Genomic DNA, 19,216 nt, shown 5'->3' on the forward strand with positions numbered 1-19,216 from the left:
AATTGATGTCCTTATCATACGAGGAAATCAGACTAATTCCTAGAATCAAAAAAATGCTGTTTGTAAGATACGAAACAAATTAAATCAATTTGTTTCGTATCAGACTATTTAGGATAAATAGATTCTAAAAAACCTCACTAGACTTTTAGTGAAGCTTTTTTGATATTTTCTTAAATGAATAATTTTGATAAGCAATCTTTAAAAAATCTGGTGTATGATCAAATTGAAATTGAGCTAGTTGTTCAATAGAAACAGTGCTTTTGTCATTGATCCATTCTTGAAATAGGCCCATCATCCCGTACGAGTGGTATTTAATTTCTAAAAGTTGGTCAAACGTGACGGGTTGTTGGGAATGATTTTCCATCGCATCTATTGCTGAATGAATATTGAATTTTTGAATGTATTGATCAATCGAATTTTGTGAGTGTTGCGTGTAGGTTTTTTGATAAAAGACTCGCCGTTGGTTCATCTGTTTTAGATTATCGACAATACTTTTAACGGAATATTCAAAATCTTGATTAACGTAAGTTTTAGAAAAATCATATAAAAAAGTCCAGGCTACTAATTCATATTTGTCATGAAAATGATAGTAGAAGGTTTGAGGGATGGTATTACACCTTTTACATAAATCGACGATTCGAATTTTATCCATGGGAATGGTCTTTAACATTTCTTCCAATTCCCGAGCAAAAAGCAATTTGGTTTGATTTTTCAAATCCATTTCGACAAACTCCTTTTATATGAAATTACAATTATATCTAGTTTTTATACATTTTATCACTTTCATCTAGTTTCAAATGGAAATTTAGCTTGTATAGTACTCGATACAGATTAAAAAGGAGTGTGTCATTGATGAATATTTTAGTTACAGGTGCCAATGGTGGATACGGTAGTCGAGCTCTTGACTATCTTCAACAATTTATCCCTGAAGCCAATCTCTATGGACTAGTTAGAAGTGAAAATAAAGGTGCTGCTTTAAAAGAAAAAGGAATCAACATTAGAATTGGTGATTACGCAGACTTAGATTCAATGAAGAAAGCCTTACAAGGAATCGGCCGTTTGCTGTTTGTTTCTTCGCCAATTCCTAATATCCAAAAGAATGTTATCGATGCCGCTAAAGAAGCTGGGGTTCAATACATTGCTTATACTAGTATTTATCAACCTGAATATGACAAATTTGGGCTAGAGATCAATCACAAACAAACTGAACAATGGATCAAAGATTCAGGCATCCCTTATACCATTTTGCGTAACAGTTGGTATATGGAAGTTCATCAAGCGTTATTCGATTACGCTAAACAAACTAATAAATTTGAATACTTTGCCACTAAAGGTAAGTTATCATTTGCTTTAAGACGTGAGTATGCTGAAGCCGGAGCTAGAGTAATTGTCGAGAAAAGCAATAAAGAAGTCATTAATTTGGCTAATACTCCAAGAAGTTATGAAGAAATTGCCCAAGCAACCAAAGTGGCAATGAATGGGGAATTAGATATCAAATCGGTTTCAAAAGATGTATTTACACCGGACCTAGTTCTAGCTGGAATTTCTCAAATGTGGATCGGAGTATCCGAAAATTATCAACAATATACTTTGAATGAAGGTAATGGTGAAAATTTAGCCGATAACTCTGAATTCGAACAAGTTCTGGGACATCCTTTGACTAAATTATCGGAAGCTGTTAAAGAGTTTCTTTAATTTCTAGTATCTAGCCAATAACTCAATGCCAATGTAAAAAGCAACAGGCTAGTTATTAATAAGGTATATTTACTATCGGTTAAAAGACAATAAGTTTCAAAAGCAAATAATACCCCAACGATAATGTAGAATAGCGGCCTTAATTTTTTGATCATGGCGGCACCTTCTTAATATTTCTTTTAGTTGATATTTTAGGTGCTAGGGATGATTAAGGGTATTTTTAATAGAAGACGTTTGGTAAATAAAGTAGTTAATCGTAGAAAGCTGTTATCATTTTTAAATTCTGGTATTATGTATTCGAAATCAATATTAGAGGGGAACGATGCCTGTGGTTAAAGAAGATGAGGTTACTATTCAAGTTGATAAGAAACTACAAAAAGATGTCGAAAGGGTCCTCAAGAATCTTGGGATGACTACAACAGATGCAATAACTCTTTTATATGAACAGATTGCTAGGACTAATTCTTATCCAGTAGATTTGACTTTAACTGAAAGGGAAATCGTTAATATAATAGGAAAAAGAAACAAAAAATAGGATATGCGCATATGAGGGGATGACACAAATTTCAAAAGAAGATAGAAAAACATCAAATAGTGAACAAGCACGTCCGAAAATCCTTGAAATTGCTAAGAGGTTATATAACAAGCACTCTAACTTAATGGAACGATTAAAAGATTTATGACAAAACAAAGGACCTTTCTTGATATTGGAAAGATGCACATCTGAGAAAGACTAGCTATGTTGATGTACATAAAACATATCGCTTACCTCAAAGTATTGTATTTAAGCATCAACCAATCGGCATGTTGTCTGAATATGACGTCATCGCTCCGTTTGATTTTGTAAATAATTATTTTAACAAGTTAAATAAAAAATAATGTTTCAATACAAAAGAGATTCCTTCAATACTAAAGAAATCTCTTTTTTGCTCTTATTATAATTAATTTGACAACTGAAGATATCTTATTGATAGATTCAATACCAGTATTAACATCGACGATTCTTTTTCAAAATCATTTGTATTTACTTTTTATAATTTAATCTAACTAACAAAAAATATTGTTAAAAATGGTAAAATATTAGACGTTGCCTTAAACCAATCCGGCACGGATTGGAGGTGTATTAATATGTTTAATTCTCTTTTTGCCCCACTTGTAGTCGGCTTAATAACCGCTTGGTTTGCTGATTGGCTAAAACGTAGACACCGCAAGTAAAATAAAAAGGCAATTTAGCTCACTAAAAAACCCTCAACGACTTGCACTCGTTGGGGGTTTTGGTGTATATATGTTATTCTCTTCTTGCAAAGTTATTATATCACAAAATGTGATAGTTTGCGGGAAGATACCAATTTGTAATTAACCTAATACAAACATATAATTAAAACTATATTTCCTTCAAAAGGAGGCTTTCATCTTGTTATATTCACCATTATTCGAATGTGATGTACCTTCATACCGCTAATCAGTGGTGTGAATCCGCTGATTTCTTAACCAATTAAGTAAATAAAGCGGAGGTTTCATATTTTGAACAAAAATAAAATAATAGGTAGCATATATTTAACATTAGCAGCATGTATCTGGGGTGGGATGTTCGTCGTCGTCAAATCAGTCGTTAGTGAAGTTCCACCGATTCAACTAGTTTGGTTACGATATCTGATTGGTTCCATTACCTTATTGGTAATTGCCTTAGTCGCAAAAATTCAGTGGCACTGGGATAAAAGAAATTTACTACTGATCTTCTTAATCGGATTAATTGGTGATACGATCTCTATCGTTGCTCAAGAAACAGGCACGATGTTTTCTTCAGCTCAATTAGGCTCAGTTGTGACGACAGCAACACCAGCATTCATGATCATCTTCAGTTGGCCATTATTAAAAATAAAACCAACCAAGAATAAGTGGATCAGTTTATCCCTAGCTATTTTAGGTGTTGTATCAATTGTCGGTTTTCACTTTAAAGGAAAGAACTTATTACTAGGAGTAATCTTCTTGTTGATTGCTGGACTTACTTGGGCCTTGATGTCTGTTTTGATTGAATTAGTTGATAAAAAGTACAGCATCATTCAAGTTACTTTTTTAGGTACTTTAGTTGCTATTGTCTGTTTAACGCCTGTTATTTTCATACAAAAGAGAACCTTATTAAATATATCCTGGGGCAGTGTACACATTTGGTTAAGTCTTTTATACTTAGGAATAATTTCTACTGCAATTGCATTTTTCCTTTGGAATAAAGGATTAGTCTTATTTCACAGCCCAACATCAGGATTGTTCTTCTTGTTTCAACCAATCGTTGGAACACTTTTGGGATGGTTATTTTTGAATGAATCAATTAAAGTTGGATTTTTCGTCGGTTTGGGATTGATTTTAGTAAGTATCATCGTATCTATTAGAAATGAATAGTAAAAATAAAAGCCAATCAACTCATTTTTTATTGTGAGCTGATTGGCTTTTATTTTAATTGATTTAAAGATTCATCTAAATTTTTTCGGTTAGCTTCCGTACCGAGTAAGTAGAAAGTTTCCTTCCAAGATTGAAATTCTTTTTCTGAGATAATAACCACGTTACGATTCTTAGGTTTTGTAATAATTACATGATCATCAAAATCTGCAACATCATCAGTTATTTTTTTAGATTTTTTCTTGCTTCAGAGAGTATAGTTGAAGTTGTTGTCATAATCAAGACTCCTTTTTATTGGTGTTTCTTGAAATCAGAAGAAAATCAAAGCTAAACCACCGACTAGTAATAAGATGTAAAAATAAATTCTGTCCGACATAATCTTTCTACCAAATTGTTTGGAATTACTAATGTTCCCAACAATAGCAAAGATAGCTAAAATTATCAGTCCGATGCCTAAAAGTATAGTCATGCAAGATCCCCCATATTCTTAAATGCTCAATGGATACATTATCTCACTTTATTTATCTCAAATGAATAAATCAAATTAACTATTTAATAGATTTAAAACAACCGAACCCATACCTTTTGCAGCGACAAGCAAACATTTCTCATCCATTAAAAACTCTGGACTGTGGTGGGGATGGTTCATGCCGTCGTCAGGATCACAACCTACGTAGAAGAAACAACTAGGACGTTCTTGTGCAAAGTAGGCAAAATCTTCAGAAGGGTCTTGAGGACCACAGTCAAAGACTTGTTTAACTTCAGGTATTTCAGCACTTTCGATTGAACTTACTACTTGCTTAGTTAACTTTTCATCATTAACCAAGACTGGGTAATTGTCATTATAATCAATTTCAACTTTCATATCGAACATCTCAGCAACGCTTTCAGCAATCGTTTCGATACGTTGATGAATCGTTGATCTAGTTGATTCTTTCATAATTCGCACGTCACCTTTTAACTCGACAGAAGCCTTGATAGCGTTGTTTGAACCTAGACCATCAAATGACCCAATAGTCACGCTAGCTGTATCAAACGGGTCGATATTACGTGAAACGACTGTTTGTAAGGCCGTAACAAAATAACTACCGGCAACGATAGCATCCTTTGATAAGTGGGGCATTGAAGCGTGTCCACCTTTACCGATAAATTTAATCGAAAAATCTGCTCGACCGGTTTGAGTTTCGCCCCAGTGATAACCAATAGAACCAGTTGGCATTGATGTCATAACATGTGCACCAATGACCTTATCGATACCATCGAGTACGCCATCTTTGATCATACTTTTGGCGCCACCTGGAGTGATCTCTTCTGCAGGTTGGTGAATTATTCTGATTTTACCGTGTAATTTGTTCTTCATTTGGTATAAATTCTTGGCTAAAACCATCATGTAGGCAGTATGACCATCGTGACCACAAGCATGCATCACACCAGAATTTTCTGACTTAAAAGGTAGATCATTTTCTTCTTGAATGGCTAGAGCGTCGAAATCGGCTCGTAAAGCAATTGATTTCCCGGGTTTACCTGAATCAATATCGACTATAAAGCCATAGCCATCACCACAATCCTTAGTTTCGATACCTAGTTTATGATAGAAGTCCTTGATATATTTTGAAGTGTTTTTCTCATGGAAAGATGTTTCGGGATGTTGATGAAGATAACGCCGAATTTGGATAATTTCTGTTTCAGAATCGTTTAAAGATTGCATTAATTCATTTTGGATTGCCAATTGATTCACTCCTTAACTCTTGATACTTCAAATGTAACACAAATCTCTGAATTTTTTTGGGGGAGTAATATTGGAATATTTTTGAATTATTGTTCATCTATATAGAAAACTGTAATATTAAAATAAATGAGTAATACTGGAGAGGGAAAATGTCTAATAGACCGCAATTTGATGTAAAAATGACTAGTGAAGTCTTCATTAGCTTTTATTGGTACAAAACTGAATTGGAACAAATATGTAGAGAATACAAATTACCAAGCTATGGAACGAAGGCAGAATTAACAAACTATATTGTAAAATTCTTAGATGGCGTTCCGTCGTCAAATATCAAATCCGTTAGAAAAATAAGAAGAGATACTTCAAAAAAATTGCAATCAAAAGACATAAGATTAGATACAAAATTACTGAATTCTGGCTTTTCTCTTAATAAGGAAGCTAGAAAATTCTTTGAAGAATATTACAATGTACAAAAATTCTCATTTTGTAAATCAATGGGCATCAAAATGAGAGAAGTTGAAAAGAGCGGAGATACAAAAGCTACCGTTGCGGATCTAATCCACGTCATAGAAAACACAGAAAAAGATGCAACTCCTAATAAGGAAGAACAAACTTATCAGTGGAACAATTTTGTACGAGATTTCATGAATGATGAACTTTCAAAAAAATATAAATCTCCGATGAAGGTTGCAGCAATTCTTTGGAAATTAGTAAGAAACTCTAATCAAGAAAAGAAATACAGTCACGAATTAATGGTTAAAAATAATAAATTGATTGAAACGTATTTAAAATAGCAAATTGTCATTATATATGTGAATATGCACATATATTTTTAAAAACCTCGGGTTAGAAGTAAAAATTCAATTAATTTAAAATGATTTTTGTTCAGCTATTTAGATTTGGCAGTATTTCGCTGATTGATTTTTAAATAAGTCTAATCTAGATAAACAATCAAATATTTAATCCGTAGCAAAATCTGTAGATCAATCACAGGTTTTGCTTTTTGTTTTGCAATCAAAGATAAACGAATCAATAATTAATTTATGTGGAACGAAAGTTAATTATTGTCGATGCTAAGGTTTATCTAAAAAAAAATATTATATTTATTTTCTAGAAATTCATGTTTTTGTAAATCAAACAAATTATTATAAATAACTCATATGTTGGATTATTTGGCCAAATAATAAAGAATATGTATCCTATTATTCGATGATTAAAAAAATTACTAAAAATAATTTTTAACTTTTTGAGTTATCATTTGCCTTTTGGAATCGTTTGCTATATTGTTGAGCTATCAAAAAAAGGACGGTATACAAAATGTCAAATAGAAGAGTTGAACCTGAACGTACAGCCGATAATGCAGGTTGGATTGATCGAGGTCCTAGAAATTACGAACGTGATCTACAAAACCCTGATTTGCTTGTACCACCAATCACTGATCATGGTACAGTTTCCAATTTACGTTTTAGCTTTTCTGATGCACATATGAGAATTGAGGAAGGTGGTTGGACACGCGAAGTTACCAACCGTGAACTGCCAGCTTCACATGATTTAACTGGGGTCGACATGTGCTTGAAGCCAGGAGCATATAGAGAATTACATTGGCACAAAGAAGCTGAATGGGCTTTTATGATTGCCGGAAACGCCAGAGTGACTGCACTAGATGCAGAAGGTCGCAGTTTTATTGATGATATCAATGCTGGGGACCTTTGGAACTTTGAGGCCGGAATTCCTCACTCAATTCAAGCCTTGGATCAAGGTTGTGAATTCTTACTTGTATTTAGTGAACCTGATTTTTCTGAAAATAATACTTTCTTACTAACTGATTGGTTGGCTCATACTCCAAAGGATATTGTCGCTGCTAATTTTAAGGTTGATGAAAGTGTATTAGCTAACTTGCCTGGTAAAGAAAAATACATCTTCAACGGTGAAGTCCCAGGCCCAATTTCTGAAGTTAAGAAGAATAATCCAAATGGCGACGTACCATCACCATTTACATTCCATATGAATGATCTGAAACCACATGAATTCGAAGCTGGTAAGGTCTGGATTATTGATTCAAAGGTCTTCCCAGTTGCACAAACAATTTCAGCTGCAATCGTAGAAATTCAACCAGGTGGTATGCGTGAACTTCACTGGCACCCTAAGTCAGAAGAATGGGATTATTTTGTTCAGGGGCATGCCAAGGTGGGTGTCTTCAATTCTGCTTCACTTGCAAGAACATTTAATTTCCAAGCTGGAGACGTTGGCGTAATTCCAATCGTTGCTGGACACTATATCAAGAATATCGGCGATGAACCATTAATCTTCCTAGAAGTCTTTAAGAACCCAGTTTATTCAGATATTTCTCTAAACAAATGGTTGGCTACTTCACCAACACAAATGATTTCTGATCATTTGAATATCAGTCCAGAAACAGTTGAACAATTTCCTAAAGAAGAAGCCGCGGTAGTTTGGTATGATCAAAGCCATTCAAAGAAAAATGTTGAAAGTTCTACTGAGGAGACCCCTCAAGATCTCCAATATAAAGCCGGACAAGTCTTCAAATAGGAAGTGATCAGATGCAATATGATGTTCTAGTTATTGGAGGCGGAGTAGGTGGCGGTTCTGTCGCTTTAAATTTGGCAAGTCGTGGATTTAAAGTAGCCATCGTTGAAGAACGTGACTGGGGTGGAACAACAATCAACCGTGGTAGTACTCCAAAACGTGCATTGTTAGCTAGCGCTGAAACGCATTTTCGGATGACTCAGTTAGTAAAAGATGTCGCACCACTTAGTTGGTCAGAAATGGCAAGTCATAGTGCCAAAGTGGTTTTGGCTGCTAATCAACGGTACGGAAATAATTTGGTCAATGCAGGAATAACAACTATCGAAGGTCACGCGACTTTTGTAAATTCAAATACAATTTTAGTTCATGGTCAAAGATACCAAGCTAAAACGATTGTCTTAGCAACTGGTGCTCGCCCTAGAAAATTAGAGTTCCCTGGAAGTCAATATATGGAACACAGTGCTAGTTTTCTAAAAGCTTCTAATTTACCTGACAAGATAACGATTGTTGGTGCAGGAATCATTGCATTCGCATTGGCTAGTATAGCTACGGAAGCAGGAACGAAAGTAACAATCGTTCAACATAATCGAATGGCATTAAGGATTTTTGATCAAGGTTTAGTTCAAACTCTAATTAGCCGCTTGGAGAATGCTGGGGTAGTGTTTAAATTTGATAATACCATCCAAAATATTACTGAACTATCAACTGATTCTTACCAAGTAACTACAAATCAAGATCAATTCGAAACAAAAGCCGTTTACTGTGTTGCTGGAAGGGTGCCAAATACAGAAGATTTGAATTTATCGGTCACTGGTGTAAAGGTTGGTCCACAAGGTATCAAAGTTGATGAAAGCCTAAAGACTAACGACCCCCGAATTTTTGCACTTGGTGATTGTTGTGATGCGCCTGTCCCCAAACTAAGCAATTACGCTATCTATCAGGGTAAATACTTAGGCAATAACCTACAGAAACCAATACAATTTCCAATTAAATATCCAACACCTGCCTTGACTGTATTCAGCATACCTAAGTTAGGACAAGTGGGAATTAGTACACAACAAGCTGCTAACAAGCCAGAATTAGAAATTAAAACGATGGATATAAAGAATTGGCAAACTTATGCCCGTAATGGTGATGATTTAGCAGAATTAAAAATTATTTTCAATAAGGGTAGTCAACAAATCGTTGGAGCAGAAGTTTTGAGTCAAGATGCAGATCAATTAGTTGATTACTTATCATTACTAATTCAACAACATGTCAGTGCTGAAGATTTACAACAACAATTATTTGCTTATCCTAGCCAAGCTAGTGATTTATATGGAATTTGGCAATCAAGATAAGTGATTTGACAGCAAAAGCCAGAGCAGATAGTCCTGTTCTGGCTTTTAGTTTATGTATTTTGTTCAAATTTAAATCAGAATGAGGAAAAAATATGGAGGGAAAATTTCAATATCCAATTGAACAAAGATTGTGGTTTGCCTGTGTTTTAACAATGATTGCCGGGTCATTAGATGCCTATTCATTTCTTTTTCATGGTGGGGTATTTGCCGGATTACAGACAGGTAATTTGATCCTTCTAGGAATTCATTTAGGACAACATTCACTAGATGCGGTCATTCGCCATACATTATCAATACTTGCTTTTATAATTGGAACTATTGTTATTAGAAGTGTACAGTTGCGCTTTCTTATTAGATTAAAGCCAGACGAATCGCCTCAGCAAACATTTTTGAGAAATAAGCGCCAACAACAACTTCATCTGATAGTTTTGGCATATGAAATAACAATGATAATATTATCCATTTTCTTAGATATGTTAGGAAATACTGAAATAGCGGCCATGTTCTTGTCGATGGCAGTAGCAGGAGAATTGGAAGAATTTAGAAAAGTGCGAGGCCAAACGTTCACACCACTAACAATGACAAGTGATCTGAGAGCATTAGCCGAAGCAGTTTTTGATGAATCTGTTTCTCATGCGACAACAGCTAGACAGAATGCCATACAGACATTTGCTTTAATGTTTTGCTTTATAGCTGGAGCTACTTTAGTTGGGTATACGCAGACTGAGTTATCAAACAAAACCATTTTAATACCGCTAGTAATTTTAACAATATTGGCTTTATTTTTATTAGTTAATTATGTTAAATATTTTAAAAAGAAGCATGATTTTTAATTTTTAGAATATATGTGAAACAGCACATATATTTTAAAAATCCTCGGGTTAGAAGCAAAAATTCAACTAATTTAGAATAAATTTTGTTCAGTTATGTAGATTTGGTAGCAATCTGATAATTAACCTTTAAATGAGTCTAATCTAGATAAACAATCAAGTATTTAATTCATAGCAAAATCTGTAGATCCATTACGGATTTTGCTTTTTGTTTTGCTATCAAAGATATACGAATCATTCAAAATAAAACTGTAGACGTAAAGCTCAAGAACACAAAACAGTAATATAAAATGAAAAAAGTAGAGCAGACCAAAAAATACCAAGATTCAATAGTTAAATTAGATTTTGGCATTTAAGGTTACATAATATATATTATACGAAGTTACGTATTTAAAGAAAAAGAACCTCTAATTAAAGATCTTTAGAAGATTCCAATTTCTTCAAATATTCGAGTGCATCAGATTTATAATTATGTTTTTCAATCTGTTCATTTAAAGCATCATTATCATGCGTAAAAGTTATGCCTTCAGCAAATAGTCGTTGATACAACTCACGAAATGGTAAATCATTTGCTTCAGCAATTTTTAATTCATCGTCAATTGAGTATGCGACTTTTCTGAAGTTTACATCAACAAGTCCTTGATTAAAACTCAAAACTGCATACTGAGCGCGTCTGTCAGCACGGAACTTTTTCCAGTCAGTGTACGGTTGACCAATTGAACCAGGATTGATAACCAATTGACCATTGCTGCTAGTTCTCAGCAGTTGATGATGCACGTGAGCATAAATAGCTAAGTCATAAGGTTCATTAAACAGCAGTTTATCAAAGTTAGCTTGATCCTCATATGGCAACAATTCGTGTCCATAATTTTTTTGAGGATGGTTGTGCGTCAAAAGGATATTTAGGCCCTCAAAATGAATATTTTTTGAAATAGGCCATTGTTGAACTTGTTGAACGTACTTAGAATCGAGGTGACTCTTTACGTACTTGATCAATTCAACCATATAGGTGGTTTGGGGCTCATTGATATAGTCTTTGCTGATGCCCAGAATATTCTCAAATAGGAAGTCGTCCCAATTTCCACGAATAAAATGGGTAGTATTGATTTGATTGAGTAGCTCCAAAATTGATTCTGCACCAGGTCCGGGCATGAGTAGGTCGCCTAAAAACCAATATTCATCTACCCTTTGCTTTTCGGCATCTTTAATGACTTGCTGAAAGGCGGTGAGATTGCCGTGGATGTCTGAAATAATTGCTACTTTTTTCATTGTTTGCCCCCTTCTTTCGTCCCTATCCCTTGATTCTAACGCATTTTGTGTCATAATGAGTTGTTTTTTTATTTTTTGAAGTATGTTTTCGTAAAACATATTATTTCAATAATAATTATATTTCAAATAAGCGTTAATTTATGATTGTTTTATTGAGCTTTTCACCATTTTAGCTGAACAACTCATCATTAGTTAGTCACAGAATACGTCTCTCAGACCTCATTTAAGCTCTATTTACCCTTTTTTAAGCTCGAAATCTGGATCTATAACAGTTTTCCTTTCCTAAAAACCCTGTTATGACGGTGTTTGTCTCCTAGTTTATTTTTTTGCTTCATTTGTTAAAGTTTTCGTAAAACATTTATTATTATTTACCCTAAACCGTCAAAAAAATAGATCATATTTAAATGACCTATCTACTACGCTTCAGCTTGATACTCTTTTATTTCATTTAAGAAGCTTTCACCATACTGCTCTAGTTTCACTTTCCCCACTCCACTGACGTTGAGAAAGTCGGCTTCCGTTATTGGATTCTTGACGCACATATCCTTTAGGGTCTTATCTGAAAAAATCATAAATGGTGGCAAAGCTTGTTTTCTCGCCCACTTTGTTCGTAAAGCACGTAATTTCTCGAATAGATTCATATCAAAACTGCCATCAGCGACAATGGTCCTACTCTTAGTAACGTTTTCCGGCTTGTATTTCGGAAGATCTTGACGCTTAGCAACGTTGATTTTTCCCTTTAGGACATCGGCACCCTTTTTTGACAATTTCAGAGTTGGATACTTACCTCCTGATCCAGTCAAATAGCCATTAGCTGCCAAAAATTCAATAAAACGGCTCGTTTCTTTTAAAGTTCTATCTTCAAAAATACCAAAGGTTGACAATTTTTCAAAATGATGCCAGTCGTTAGCTACGTCATCTTTGCCGACTAAAACTCTAGTAATCATCTTCTTACCGAAGTTTTGCCCCATTCTAACGACACAACTCAAAGCTTTCTGAGCATCAGCGGTTACATCGACTACTTCGCGGTCATCCAAACAATTGGAGCAACGACCACAGACTTGCGTATCGGTCTCTCCAAAGTAATCTAAGATGAATTTCATCAGACAAGTCTGCGTTTCAGCGTAACGACTCATTTCAAATAACTTCTTACGCAAACTCAATTTGTATTGGTCATCGCCTAAGGACTTATTGATGAAAAATTGATGCAATCGTAAGTCAGCTGGCGTATACAGCAAAATCGCTTCAGCTGGCAGGCCATCACGTCCCGCACGACCAACTTCTTGATAGTAATTCTCAATTGTCCCAGGTACGGTAAAATGCAGCACATAGCGCACATTAGTCTTATTGATACCCATTCCAAAGGCATTTGTCGCTACGATCACGTTAATACGGTCAAACAAAAAATCTTCTTGTTGATTGTGGCGTTCTATGTCGCTTAAGCCAGCATGATAACGTCCAACTGAAACGTCATTTTCTTTCAAAAAATTGTAGATTTTATCAACATCTTCACGCCGACCTGCATAAATAATGCCGGATTCATTTTCATGAGACTTGACGTAATTCAAAACATAATCAGTTTTATCTACGCCCCGTTCAATCTTTAAAGCCAAATTATCACGATCAAAGCCAGTCTTAACGATATTTTCATCAGGAACATCCAAAATTCTAGCCAAATCGGCTTGAACTTCTTCTGTAGCGGTCGCCGTCAAAGCTAGCCAAGCACAATCCGTGGACAAAGCTTTCAATGGTTGGATCATTTCCAAATAACTACTCCGGAAATCATGTCCCCAAGACGACAAAACGTGCGCTTCATCAATTGCAATCAATGAAATATCTAGACTTGATAGCCAACTGTAAAACTCTTCGTCAACAATCTTTTCTGGAGCGACAAATAACAGTTTAACTGCACCGCTTTCGATATAGCGCATTCTTTCTTCACGGTCGTGCCATTCAACGGTACTGTTCAAAAAAGTAGCCGGAATACCATCCTCATTCAAACTATCTACTTGATCTTTCATTAAAGAAATCAATGGTGAGACGACTAAAGTCAATCCTGACATAATTGTGGCTGGCAATTGATAGCAAATTGATTTACCACCACCGGTTGGCATGATACCCATGGTTTTTTTACCATCCAAAACCATTTCGATCAGTTCTTTTTGACCGGGCCGAAACGTATCATAACCGAATTCTTCTTTTAAGATAGCTTCTAATTTCAAGGTAAAAACTCCTATTTATCAAAAAATATATAGTTAAAGCATAGCATAGATGTAAAATTATTTTTCAATTGCTCTTAAAATGCTGACTTCAATCTGTTTCAAGCCAATTTGAATTGTTTTTTCATCGGCGATAGAAATTCGTTGCGTTTGAATGAAATAGAAGATAATCTGACTGACGACTATTCTCAAAAAGCCTGCTACATCTAAGTCATCCCTCAACTCACCAGTCTTTTTTAACGGTAACCAGACATTTTGTTCAAAAATATCTTTCACGTCCACGATTTTTTGCAAAACGTTATCTTTAATCTGCTGATTGATCAACAATTGTGAAATCAAGATCATTACCGCATCTTTATTCTGTACTAAAAAGCTATAACGATCTTGAACGATGAAATGAATCATATTAGCTAAATTTTGGTCTTGCTGAGACAATTTTTTGGCAAACTCTTTTCCATAAACTGGTAGTAAATGCTCAATTAGTGGTTTTAAGATAACTAGTAGCAGGTCTTCTTTAGATTTGTAGTACTTAAAAATAGTCGCCTGACTCATCCCTGAAGCTTCAGCAATTTGTGCAGTGGACGTACCATCATAACCTTGCTTAGAAAACAAATTAATAGCCGCTTTTAAAACTTGTTTCTTGCCAAATGGCATCTCACTAGTCATCAACCAGTCGTTTAGATCCTCAAATGCTTGTTCCATTTTGTTACACCTTTCTGTATTTTTTCAATCCTTGAATATTTAAAATCGTCAATATTACTAAGAATAACAATAAGATTCCAATTTCAGGCAATATTTTGATAAAGCCGTCCCCAGACATGACTACGCCACTCAAGGCATCTCCAGCATATTTCAATGGTAAAACATACGAAATTGCTTGTACGCCTTTAGCCATCGTATCTAAGGGAATAATCCCCGAGAAAAATATTTGTGGCACGATGATCAAGGGAATAAATTGCATCATCTGAAATTCCGATTTAGCAAAAGTCGACATTAAGATTCCAAACGCTAAGGCAACTAATGCTAAAACGAAGTTAATTAAAATTACGTAAAAAATGCTGCCGACTACTTCAACTTTTAGCATCCAGACGGTAAATAAGACGACCAATAACGTCTGCAAGATTGCTAAAACTCCGTAGCTGAGCATATAGCCAAAGACTATCTCTGAACGTTTTACTGGTGTCGCTAAGAGTCGATTCAACGTGCCAGACGTTCGTTCATTCAACAAAGCCATCCCTGAAATTAAGAAAACAAAGAAGAAGACGAAAAATCCCATTAAAATTGGTACTATTTTGTCAAAGAAGTTAGTATCAGAATTGCCGTACTCATATTTTTGATGAATTTTAGGCTGTGAGACTTGTGCTCCCAGTGGTTTTAAAACTCGTTTCATCTCCTGCATGGAATTAGCTAACAGAGACATTTTAAAGGCAGACTTAACAGCTTTAGTCTTACTAGCGTCAATATTGGCATAAGTTACTTGAAAATCAGCGCCTTTAGATTGCACGATGGCATCCACCTTTTGATCAGACAACGCTTCTTTGGCCTTTTTAGTACTGTCGTATTTTTTAGTAGTTAGATGACTAGTCTTATCTAATTGCGTAATTAAGTTCTCATTGACATTTACTGTAGCAACTTTTACGTCAGTCGTAGAGTTAACTGAAAAAACTAATTTCATCAAAAATAAGATAAAAATCGGTGCTAAAAACATCAACATCAAGGTCCTTTTATCTCGCAATAATTCTTTAGTAACTCGTTTAGCGATAGCTATTGTTCGCATTATTCAAACCCTCCGCCTTCAAAAATACTTCTTCGATCGAATTGACTTGATAGATTTGTTCCAAACTCAGCGGGTCGTTATAGGCAATGATCCGTCCGTCGAGCAATAATGCTACATCGTCGCACAACTGGGCTTCATCCATTACGTGAGTCGTTACCAGAATCGTTTTGCCTTGGTTACGCAAATTTTGTAGTTCCCACCAGATTTTTCTTCTCAAAGCTGGATCAACTCCGACTGTTGGCTCATCCAAAATCAAAATATCATTATTGCCTAACATCGCAATTGCTAAGGAGAGTCTACGTTTCATCCCTCCAGAGTAGCCACTGACTCGTTTGTTCAAATCTTTAGTCAATTCAACGACTGAGGCGACGTGCTCAATAAATTTCTTCGAATTTTTCAAAGCTTTCATGTCAGCATAAAACTGCAAGTTTTCTTGCCCAGTCAGTTGCTCATATAAAGCATCAGATTGTGCCATATAGCCGATTTTTCCTAGTAATTTACGATTGGGCATTTTCTGATTAAAGACTGTCGTAGACCCTCTATCAGGGACTTCCATGCCCAAAATTATCTTGATAATGGTCGACTTCCCAGCTCCAGACGGTCCAATCAAACCAATAATACGTCCTCCTGGTATTTGAAAATCAACTTGCTTCAAAACTGTTTGCCGGCCAAATTTTTTGACGATTCCTTGCATTGAAATAACGCTGTTGAACATTATCCGTCCTCCTCGAATGGTATTTTGATAGTGAGTGAGTGGTTACTCACTATGCTTTTCCCCACAGTATAGTACTAGCTAAAATAAAAAGCCATCCCTATTTGAGATGACTTTCCAAATCCAATAAATGCTCTTTCATGACAGCTCCACCACGATATTGGCCGACTTTTCCTGCTTTAGTTATTACTCGATGGCAAGGAATAACCATTAAGACAGGATTCTTGCCGATAGCACTGCCGACCGCTCGAACTGCTTTTGGCTTATGAATCTCTTCAGCAATTTGTGTATAGTTTCTAGTTTGTCCATAAGGAATCTGTTCCAAAGCTTTCCAAACACTTTCTTGAAAGGCAGTTCCCGAAACATCTAACTCCACATCAAATTTTTCAAGCTTACCTGCCAAGTATGCTTTTAATTCAGTGGCGATTTTGGTTAGTTTTGATTCATCATCGATTAATTGCACCTCTGGATAAAAATCTGACAGTTCTTTTAAGTCTTTATCTGCTGAACCGACAAAGGCTAATCCCTTTGCAGTGGCGGCCAATAAATAAGTATGCCCTACGAGTTTGAATTGGTGACAATACAAGGTTTTCATATTTATTCTCCCCTCTTTATTAGCATATTACTCTAGTATCAATAATTAGTCATTTTGTATTTTTATTACATTTTATGTCTTATTTTAAGATTTATATTGTAATTTTGTTACATAGGTTATATGATATTACTTGTAAAGCGCTTACAGTTTTAAAAGGAGGATCATCAATTGCTCGGGTTTTCGTATTACCTCGATCATACTTTGAATGAGGATGACAAAAAGTACCTTCAAAGTATGCAGCAACACCATTTTAATGAAATATTTACTTCGCTTCACATCCCTGAAGATGAACCATCGCAATATGCCACTCGTCTACAGGAATTGCTCGAATTTACCAATGACTTGTCGTTACACGTCTTTGTAGATATCGATAAGCATTCACTTAAAAATTTGCCTCGCGATTTAACTGGCTTTTCACTGCGACTCGATGACGGCTTCACTAATCAAGAGATCGCCCAGTTATCCCAAGACGGTCCAGTAGCTTTAAACGCTAGCACTTTAAGTGAACAAGATATTACCGAATTAAGAGACTTCAAGGCTAATTTCAAAAGCTTAGAAGCTTGGCACAATTTTTATCCTCGTCCTGAAACTGGCTTAGATAAAAACTGGTTTATTCAAAAAAATCGCTGGTTAAAGCAATTAGGCTTGACTACTCAGGCCTTTATCCCTGGTAATGAAACTTTGCGGGGACCAATTTATTCTGGATTGCCAACTCTAGAACACCACCGCCAACAAGATTTATTAGCTTCCGCATTGGAACTAGAAAAATACGGTGTCGACAAGATCTTCATTGGTGACCCAAGGTTGGATTTGACTTACCAGACGAAATTCTATGACTACTTTAATGATAGAGTTTTCGATCTATGCTTAAAAGCTAATCCAAATTTTCCACCATATCTAGTCAACAAAGTCTTGCACAATCGACCTGATCCAGCTGCTCAAGTAATCAGAGTCGTCGAGAGCCGTGGGATGAACGCTTTGAATAAAAAAATAGTTGAACCCCTCGATACCATCCCTCGAAATATTGGTTCAATTACGATCGACAATCAAAAGTACGGACGCTACATGGGAGAAGTTCAGATCATTAAAACTGACTTGCCAATGGACGAAAAAGTCAACGTCTGCGGACACCTTGATCAAGCTTCAATTCAATTGCTGCCCTACTTTAGTGCCAATACCGCCTTTAGGTTTAATTACAAGGAGTGAAATTATGGATTTAACAAAATTAAGTACTGAAACACGTAATCAAAAAAGTATGGAACTAGATACCATGTCAGTCGCTGAAATCTTACAACTAATGAATTCAGAAGACCAAACAGTGCCACTCGCTATTCAAAAACAATTGCCACAAATAGAAAACGCCGTAGAGATCATTATTCAACAATTCAAAAAGGGTGGCCGTTTGATTTATTTAGGGGCTGGTACTAGTGGCCGTTTGGGGGTTTTGGATGCCGCTGAGTGCGTACCTACTTTTGGAACCGACCCATCTCTAGTTCAAGGCTTGATTGCCGGTGGTCAGAGTGCCATGACTGTTGCTGTCGAAGGTGCTGAAGACTCACTCAGCTTAGCCGAAGAAGATTTGAAAAAGCTCGACTTAAATGAAGACGATGCCGTCGTTGGCTTAGCCGCTAGTGGTCGCACACCTTACGTTATCGGAGCTTTAAAGTACGCTCAAACGGTTCAAGCAGCAACTATCAGTATCGCTTGCAACGAAAATGCTGAAATTTCAAAATTTGCCAAATATCCAATCGAAGTAGTTACTGGACCAGAAGTCTTGACTGGTTCAACTCGTCTCAAGGCTGGAACAGCTCAAAAACTAGTCTTAAATATGATCTCTACTACTTCAATGATCAAGCTCGGCAAAGCTTATCAAAACTTGATGATCGACGTTAAGCCTACTAACGATAAATTAGTTGAACGTGCCAAAAGAATCATCATGCAAGCAACAGACTGCGATTACCAAACAGCAGCTGATACGTTAAAAGCTGCCGACCAAGACGTTAAAGTCGCAATTATTATGATTTTAACTGGTAGCGACAAAGATAACGCCGTCAAGAATCTCAAGCAAAATGATGGCTTTGTCAGAAAAGCTATGAAGGAGGATTAAAC

Annotated in this window: 20 protein-coding genes; 10 read left to right on the top strand and 10 right to left on the bottom strand. The window is 35.7% G+C overall.

The features are described from left to right. Positions 1-145 precede the first annotated feature (145 nt). Positions 146-721: a TetR/AcrR family transcriptional regulator C-terminal domain-containing protein gene (locus tag LF20184_RS06850; protein ID WP_010019824.1), complete on the bottom strand. Its 576-nt coding sequence runs from the start codon at positions 719-721 to the stop codon at positions 146-148. 131 nt (positions 722-852) lie between these two features. Here LF20184_RS06850 and LF20184_RS06855 point away from each other — a divergent pair, with 131 nt between their 5' ends. From LF20184_RS06855 to LF20184_RS06865, 4 genes are all read left to right on the top strand, one after another. Next, positions 853-1,695: an NAD(P)H-binding protein gene (locus LF20184_RS06855; RefSeq protein ID WP_010019825.1), complete on the top strand. Its 843-nt coding sequence runs from the start codon at positions 853-855 to the stop codon at positions 1,693-1,695. Between the two features lie 328 nt (positions 1,696-2,023). Next, complete coding sequence (locus LF20184_RS06860) at positions 2,024-2,230, top strand: type II toxin-antitoxin system RelB/DinJ family antitoxin (protein WP_157769888.1); 207 nt, start codon at positions 2,024-2,026, stop codon at positions 2,228-2,230. A 19-nt stretch (positions 2,231-2,249) separates the two neighbouring features. Further along, the gene (locus tag LF20184_RS13055; protein ID WP_010019827.1) at positions 2,250-2,378 is read left to right on the top strand and encodes a hypothetical protein; all 129 of its coding nucleotides are present in this window, start codon (positions 2,250-2,252) and stop codon (positions 2,376-2,378) included. A gap of 841 nt (positions 2,379-3,219) precedes the next feature. Further along, positions 3,220-4,095 (top strand): DMT family transporter, encoded by an 876-nt coding sequence (locus tag LF20184_RS06865; RefSeq protein ID WP_029606519.1) that lies wholly within the window; start codon positions 3,220-3,222, stop codon positions 4,093-4,095. Between the two features lie 49 nt (positions 4,096-4,144). Here the strand turns inward: LF20184_RS06865 and LF20184_RS06870 are convergent, their stop codons facing one another. From LF20184_RS06870 to LF20184_RS06875, 3 genes are all read right to left on the bottom strand, one after another. Continuing rightward, a complete protein-coding gene (locus LF20184_RS06870) occupies positions 4,145-4,318 on the bottom strand; it encodes a type II toxin-antitoxin system Phd/YefM family antitoxin (protein ID WP_081454112.1) in 174 nt (57 codons plus the stop codon). 84 nt (positions 4,319-4,402) lie between these two features. Further along, positions 4,403-4,561: a hypothetical protein gene (locus LF20184_RS12755; protein WP_010019830.1), complete on the bottom strand. Its 159-nt coding sequence runs from the start codon at positions 4,559-4,561 to the stop codon at positions 4,403-4,405. A 75-nt stretch (positions 4,562-4,636) separates the two neighbouring features. Next, complete coding sequence (locus LF20184_RS06875) at positions 4,637-5,821, bottom strand: amidohydrolase (RefSeq protein WP_010019831.1); 1,185 nt, start codon at positions 5,819-5,821, stop codon at positions 4,637-4,639. A gap of 149 nt (positions 5,822-5,970) precedes the next feature. Here LF20184_RS06875 and LF20184_RS06880 point away from each other — a divergent pair, with 149 nt between their 5' ends. From LF20184_RS06880 to LF20184_RS06895, 4 genes are all read left to right on the top strand, one after another. After that, entirely contained in the window at positions 5,971-6,612 is a 642-nt protein-coding gene (locus LF20184_RS06880; protein WP_010019832.1) for an SAP domain-containing protein, read from the top strand. A 523-nt stretch (positions 6,613-7,135) separates the two neighbouring features. Continuing rightward, positions 7,136-8,368: an oxalate decarboxylase family bicupin gene (locus LF20184_RS06885; protein WP_010019833.1), complete on the top strand. Its 1,233-nt coding sequence runs from the start codon at positions 7,136-7,138 to the stop codon at positions 8,366-8,368. Positions 8,369-8,379: 11 nt separating this feature from the next. Continuing rightward, entirely contained in the window at positions 8,380-9,705 is a 1,326-nt protein-coding gene (locus tag LF20184_RS06890) for an FAD-dependent oxidoreductase (RefSeq protein WP_010019834.1), read from the top strand. A 92-nt stretch (positions 9,706-9,797) separates the two neighbouring features. After that, positions 9,798-10,538: a YoaK family protein gene (locus LF20184_RS06895; protein ID WP_010019835.1), complete on the top strand. Its 741-nt coding sequence runs from the start codon at positions 9,798-9,800 to the stop codon at positions 10,536-10,538. 408 nt (positions 10,539-10,946) lie between these two features. On the opposite strand, the gene LF20184_RS06900 is transcribed toward LF20184_RS06895, so the two are convergent. The 6 genes from LF20184_RS06900 to LF20184_RS06925 all read right to left on the bottom strand — a co-directional run bounded on the left by LF20184_RS06900 (position 10,947) and on the right by LF20184_RS06925 (position 17,107). Continuing rightward, a complete protein-coding gene (locus LF20184_RS06900; RefSeq protein ID WP_010019836.1) occupies positions 10,947-11,804 on the bottom strand; it encodes a metallophosphoesterase family protein in 858 nt (285 codons plus the stop codon). A 416-nt stretch (positions 11,805-12,220) separates the two neighbouring features. Continuing rightward, on the bottom strand, positions 12,221-14,026 hold the full coding sequence (gene recQ / locus LF20184_RS06905; protein ID WP_010019837.1) for a DNA helicase RecQ: 1,806 nt from the start codon (positions 14,024-14,026) through the stop codon (positions 12,221-12,223). A gap of 57 nt (positions 14,027-14,083) precedes the next feature. Further along, positions 14,084-14,725, bottom strand: coding sequence for a TetR/AcrR family transcriptional regulator (locus LF20184_RS06910; RefSeq protein ID WP_010019838.1), 642 nt, complete (start codon positions 14,723-14,725; stop codon positions 14,084-14,086). A 4-nt stretch (positions 14,726-14,729) separates the two neighbouring features. After that, positions 14,730-15,800, bottom strand: a complete 1,071-nt coding sequence (locus LF20184_RS06915; RefSeq protein ID WP_010019839.1) for an ABC transporter permease — start codon at positions 15,798-15,800, stop codon at positions 14,730-14,732. Further along, entirely contained in the window at positions 15,778-16,515 is a 738-nt protein-coding gene (locus LF20184_RS06920; protein ID WP_010019840.1) for an ABC transporter ATP-binding protein, read from the bottom strand. Before LF20184_RS06920 ends, LF20184_RS06915 begins: the two co-directional genes overlap by 23 nt. Before the next feature lie 97 nt (positions 16,516-16,612). After that, positions 16,613-17,107: a methylated-DNA--[protein]-cysteine S-methyltransferase gene (locus tag LF20184_RS06925; protein WP_010019841.1), complete on the bottom strand. Its 495-nt coding sequence runs from the start codon at positions 17,105-17,107 to the stop codon at positions 16,613-16,615. Between the two features lie 168 nt (positions 17,108-17,275). On the opposite strand from LF20184_RS06925, the gene LF20184_RS06930 reads away from it, so the two are divergent. Together LF20184_RS06930 and murQ are read left to right on the top strand one after the other, a co-directional pair. Beyond that, positions 17,276-18,313 carry a MupG family TIM beta-alpha barrel fold protein gene (locus LF20184_RS06930; RefSeq protein ID WP_010019842.1) on the top strand — a complete coding sequence of 346 codons (1,038 nt, stop codon included), beginning with the start codon at positions 17,276-17,278 and terminating at the stop codon, positions 18,311-18,313. A 4-nt stretch (positions 18,314-18,317) separates the two neighbouring features. Next, positions 18,318-19,214, top strand: coding sequence for an N-acetylmuramic acid 6-phosphate etherase (murQ, locus tag LF20184_RS06935; RefSeq protein ID WP_010019843.1), 897 nt, complete (start codon positions 18,318-18,320; stop codon positions 19,212-19,214). Positions 19,215-19,216: the final 2 nt, after the last annotated feature.

This window comes from Companilactobacillus farciminis KCTC 3681 = DSM 20184, from assembly GCF_002706745.1.
GTDB lineage: Bacteria > Bacillota > Bacilli > Lactobacillales > Lactobacillaceae > Companilactobacillus > Companilactobacillus farciminis.

Coding starts and splice junctions, on each gene's coding strand:
- LF20184_RS06850 (WP_010019824.1), bottom strand. CDS start 721: ATGGATTTGAAAAATCAAACCAAATTGCTTTTTGCTCGGGAATTGGAA.
- LF20184_RS06855 (WP_010019825.1), top strand. CDS start 853: ATGAATATTTTAGTTACAGGTGCCAATGGTGGATACGGTAGTCGAGCT.
- LF20184_RS13055 (WP_010019827.1), top strand. CDS start 2,250: ATGACACAAATTTCAAAAGAAGATAGAAAAACATCAAATAGTGAACAA.
- LF20184_RS12755 (WP_010019830.1), bottom strand. CDS start 4,561: ATGACTATACTTTTAGGCATCGGACTGATAATTTTAGCTATCTTTGCT.
- LF20184_RS06880 (WP_010019832.1), top strand. CDS start 5,971: ATGTCTAATAGACCGCAATTTGATGTAAAAATGACTAGTGAAGTCTTC.
- LF20184_RS06885 (WP_010019833.1), top strand. CDS start 7,136: ATGTCAAATAGAAGAGTTGAACCTGAACGTACAGCCGATAATGCAGGT.
- LF20184_RS06890 (WP_010019834.1), top strand. CDS start 8,380: ATGCAATATGATGTTCTAGTTATTGGAGGCGGAGTAGGTGGCGGTTCT.
- LF20184_RS06895 (WP_010019835.1), top strand. CDS start 9,798: ATGGAGGGAAAATTTCAATATCCAATTGAACAAAGATTGTGGTTTGCC.
- LF20184_RS06900 (WP_010019836.1), bottom strand. CDS start 11,804: ATGAAAAAAGTAGCAATTATTTCAGACATCCACGGCAATCTCACCGCC.
- LF20184_RS06910 (WP_010019838.1), bottom strand. CDS start 14,725: ATGGAACAAGCATTTGAGGATCTAAACGACTGGTTGATGACTAGTGAG.
- LF20184_RS06915 (WP_010019839.1), bottom strand. CDS start 15,800: ATGCGAACAATAGCTATCGCTAAACGAGTTACTAAAGAATTATTGCGA.
- LF20184_RS06920 (WP_010019840.1), bottom strand. CDS start 16,515: ATGTTCAACAGCGTTATTTCAATGCAAGGAATCGTCAAAAAATTTGGC.
- LF20184_RS06925 (WP_010019841.1), bottom strand. CDS start 17,107: ATGAAAACCTTGTATTGTCACCAATTCAAACTCGTAGGGCATACTTAT.
- murQ (WP_010019843.1), top strand. CDS start 18,318: ATGGATTTAACAAAATTAAGTACTGAAACACGTAATCAAAAAAGTATG.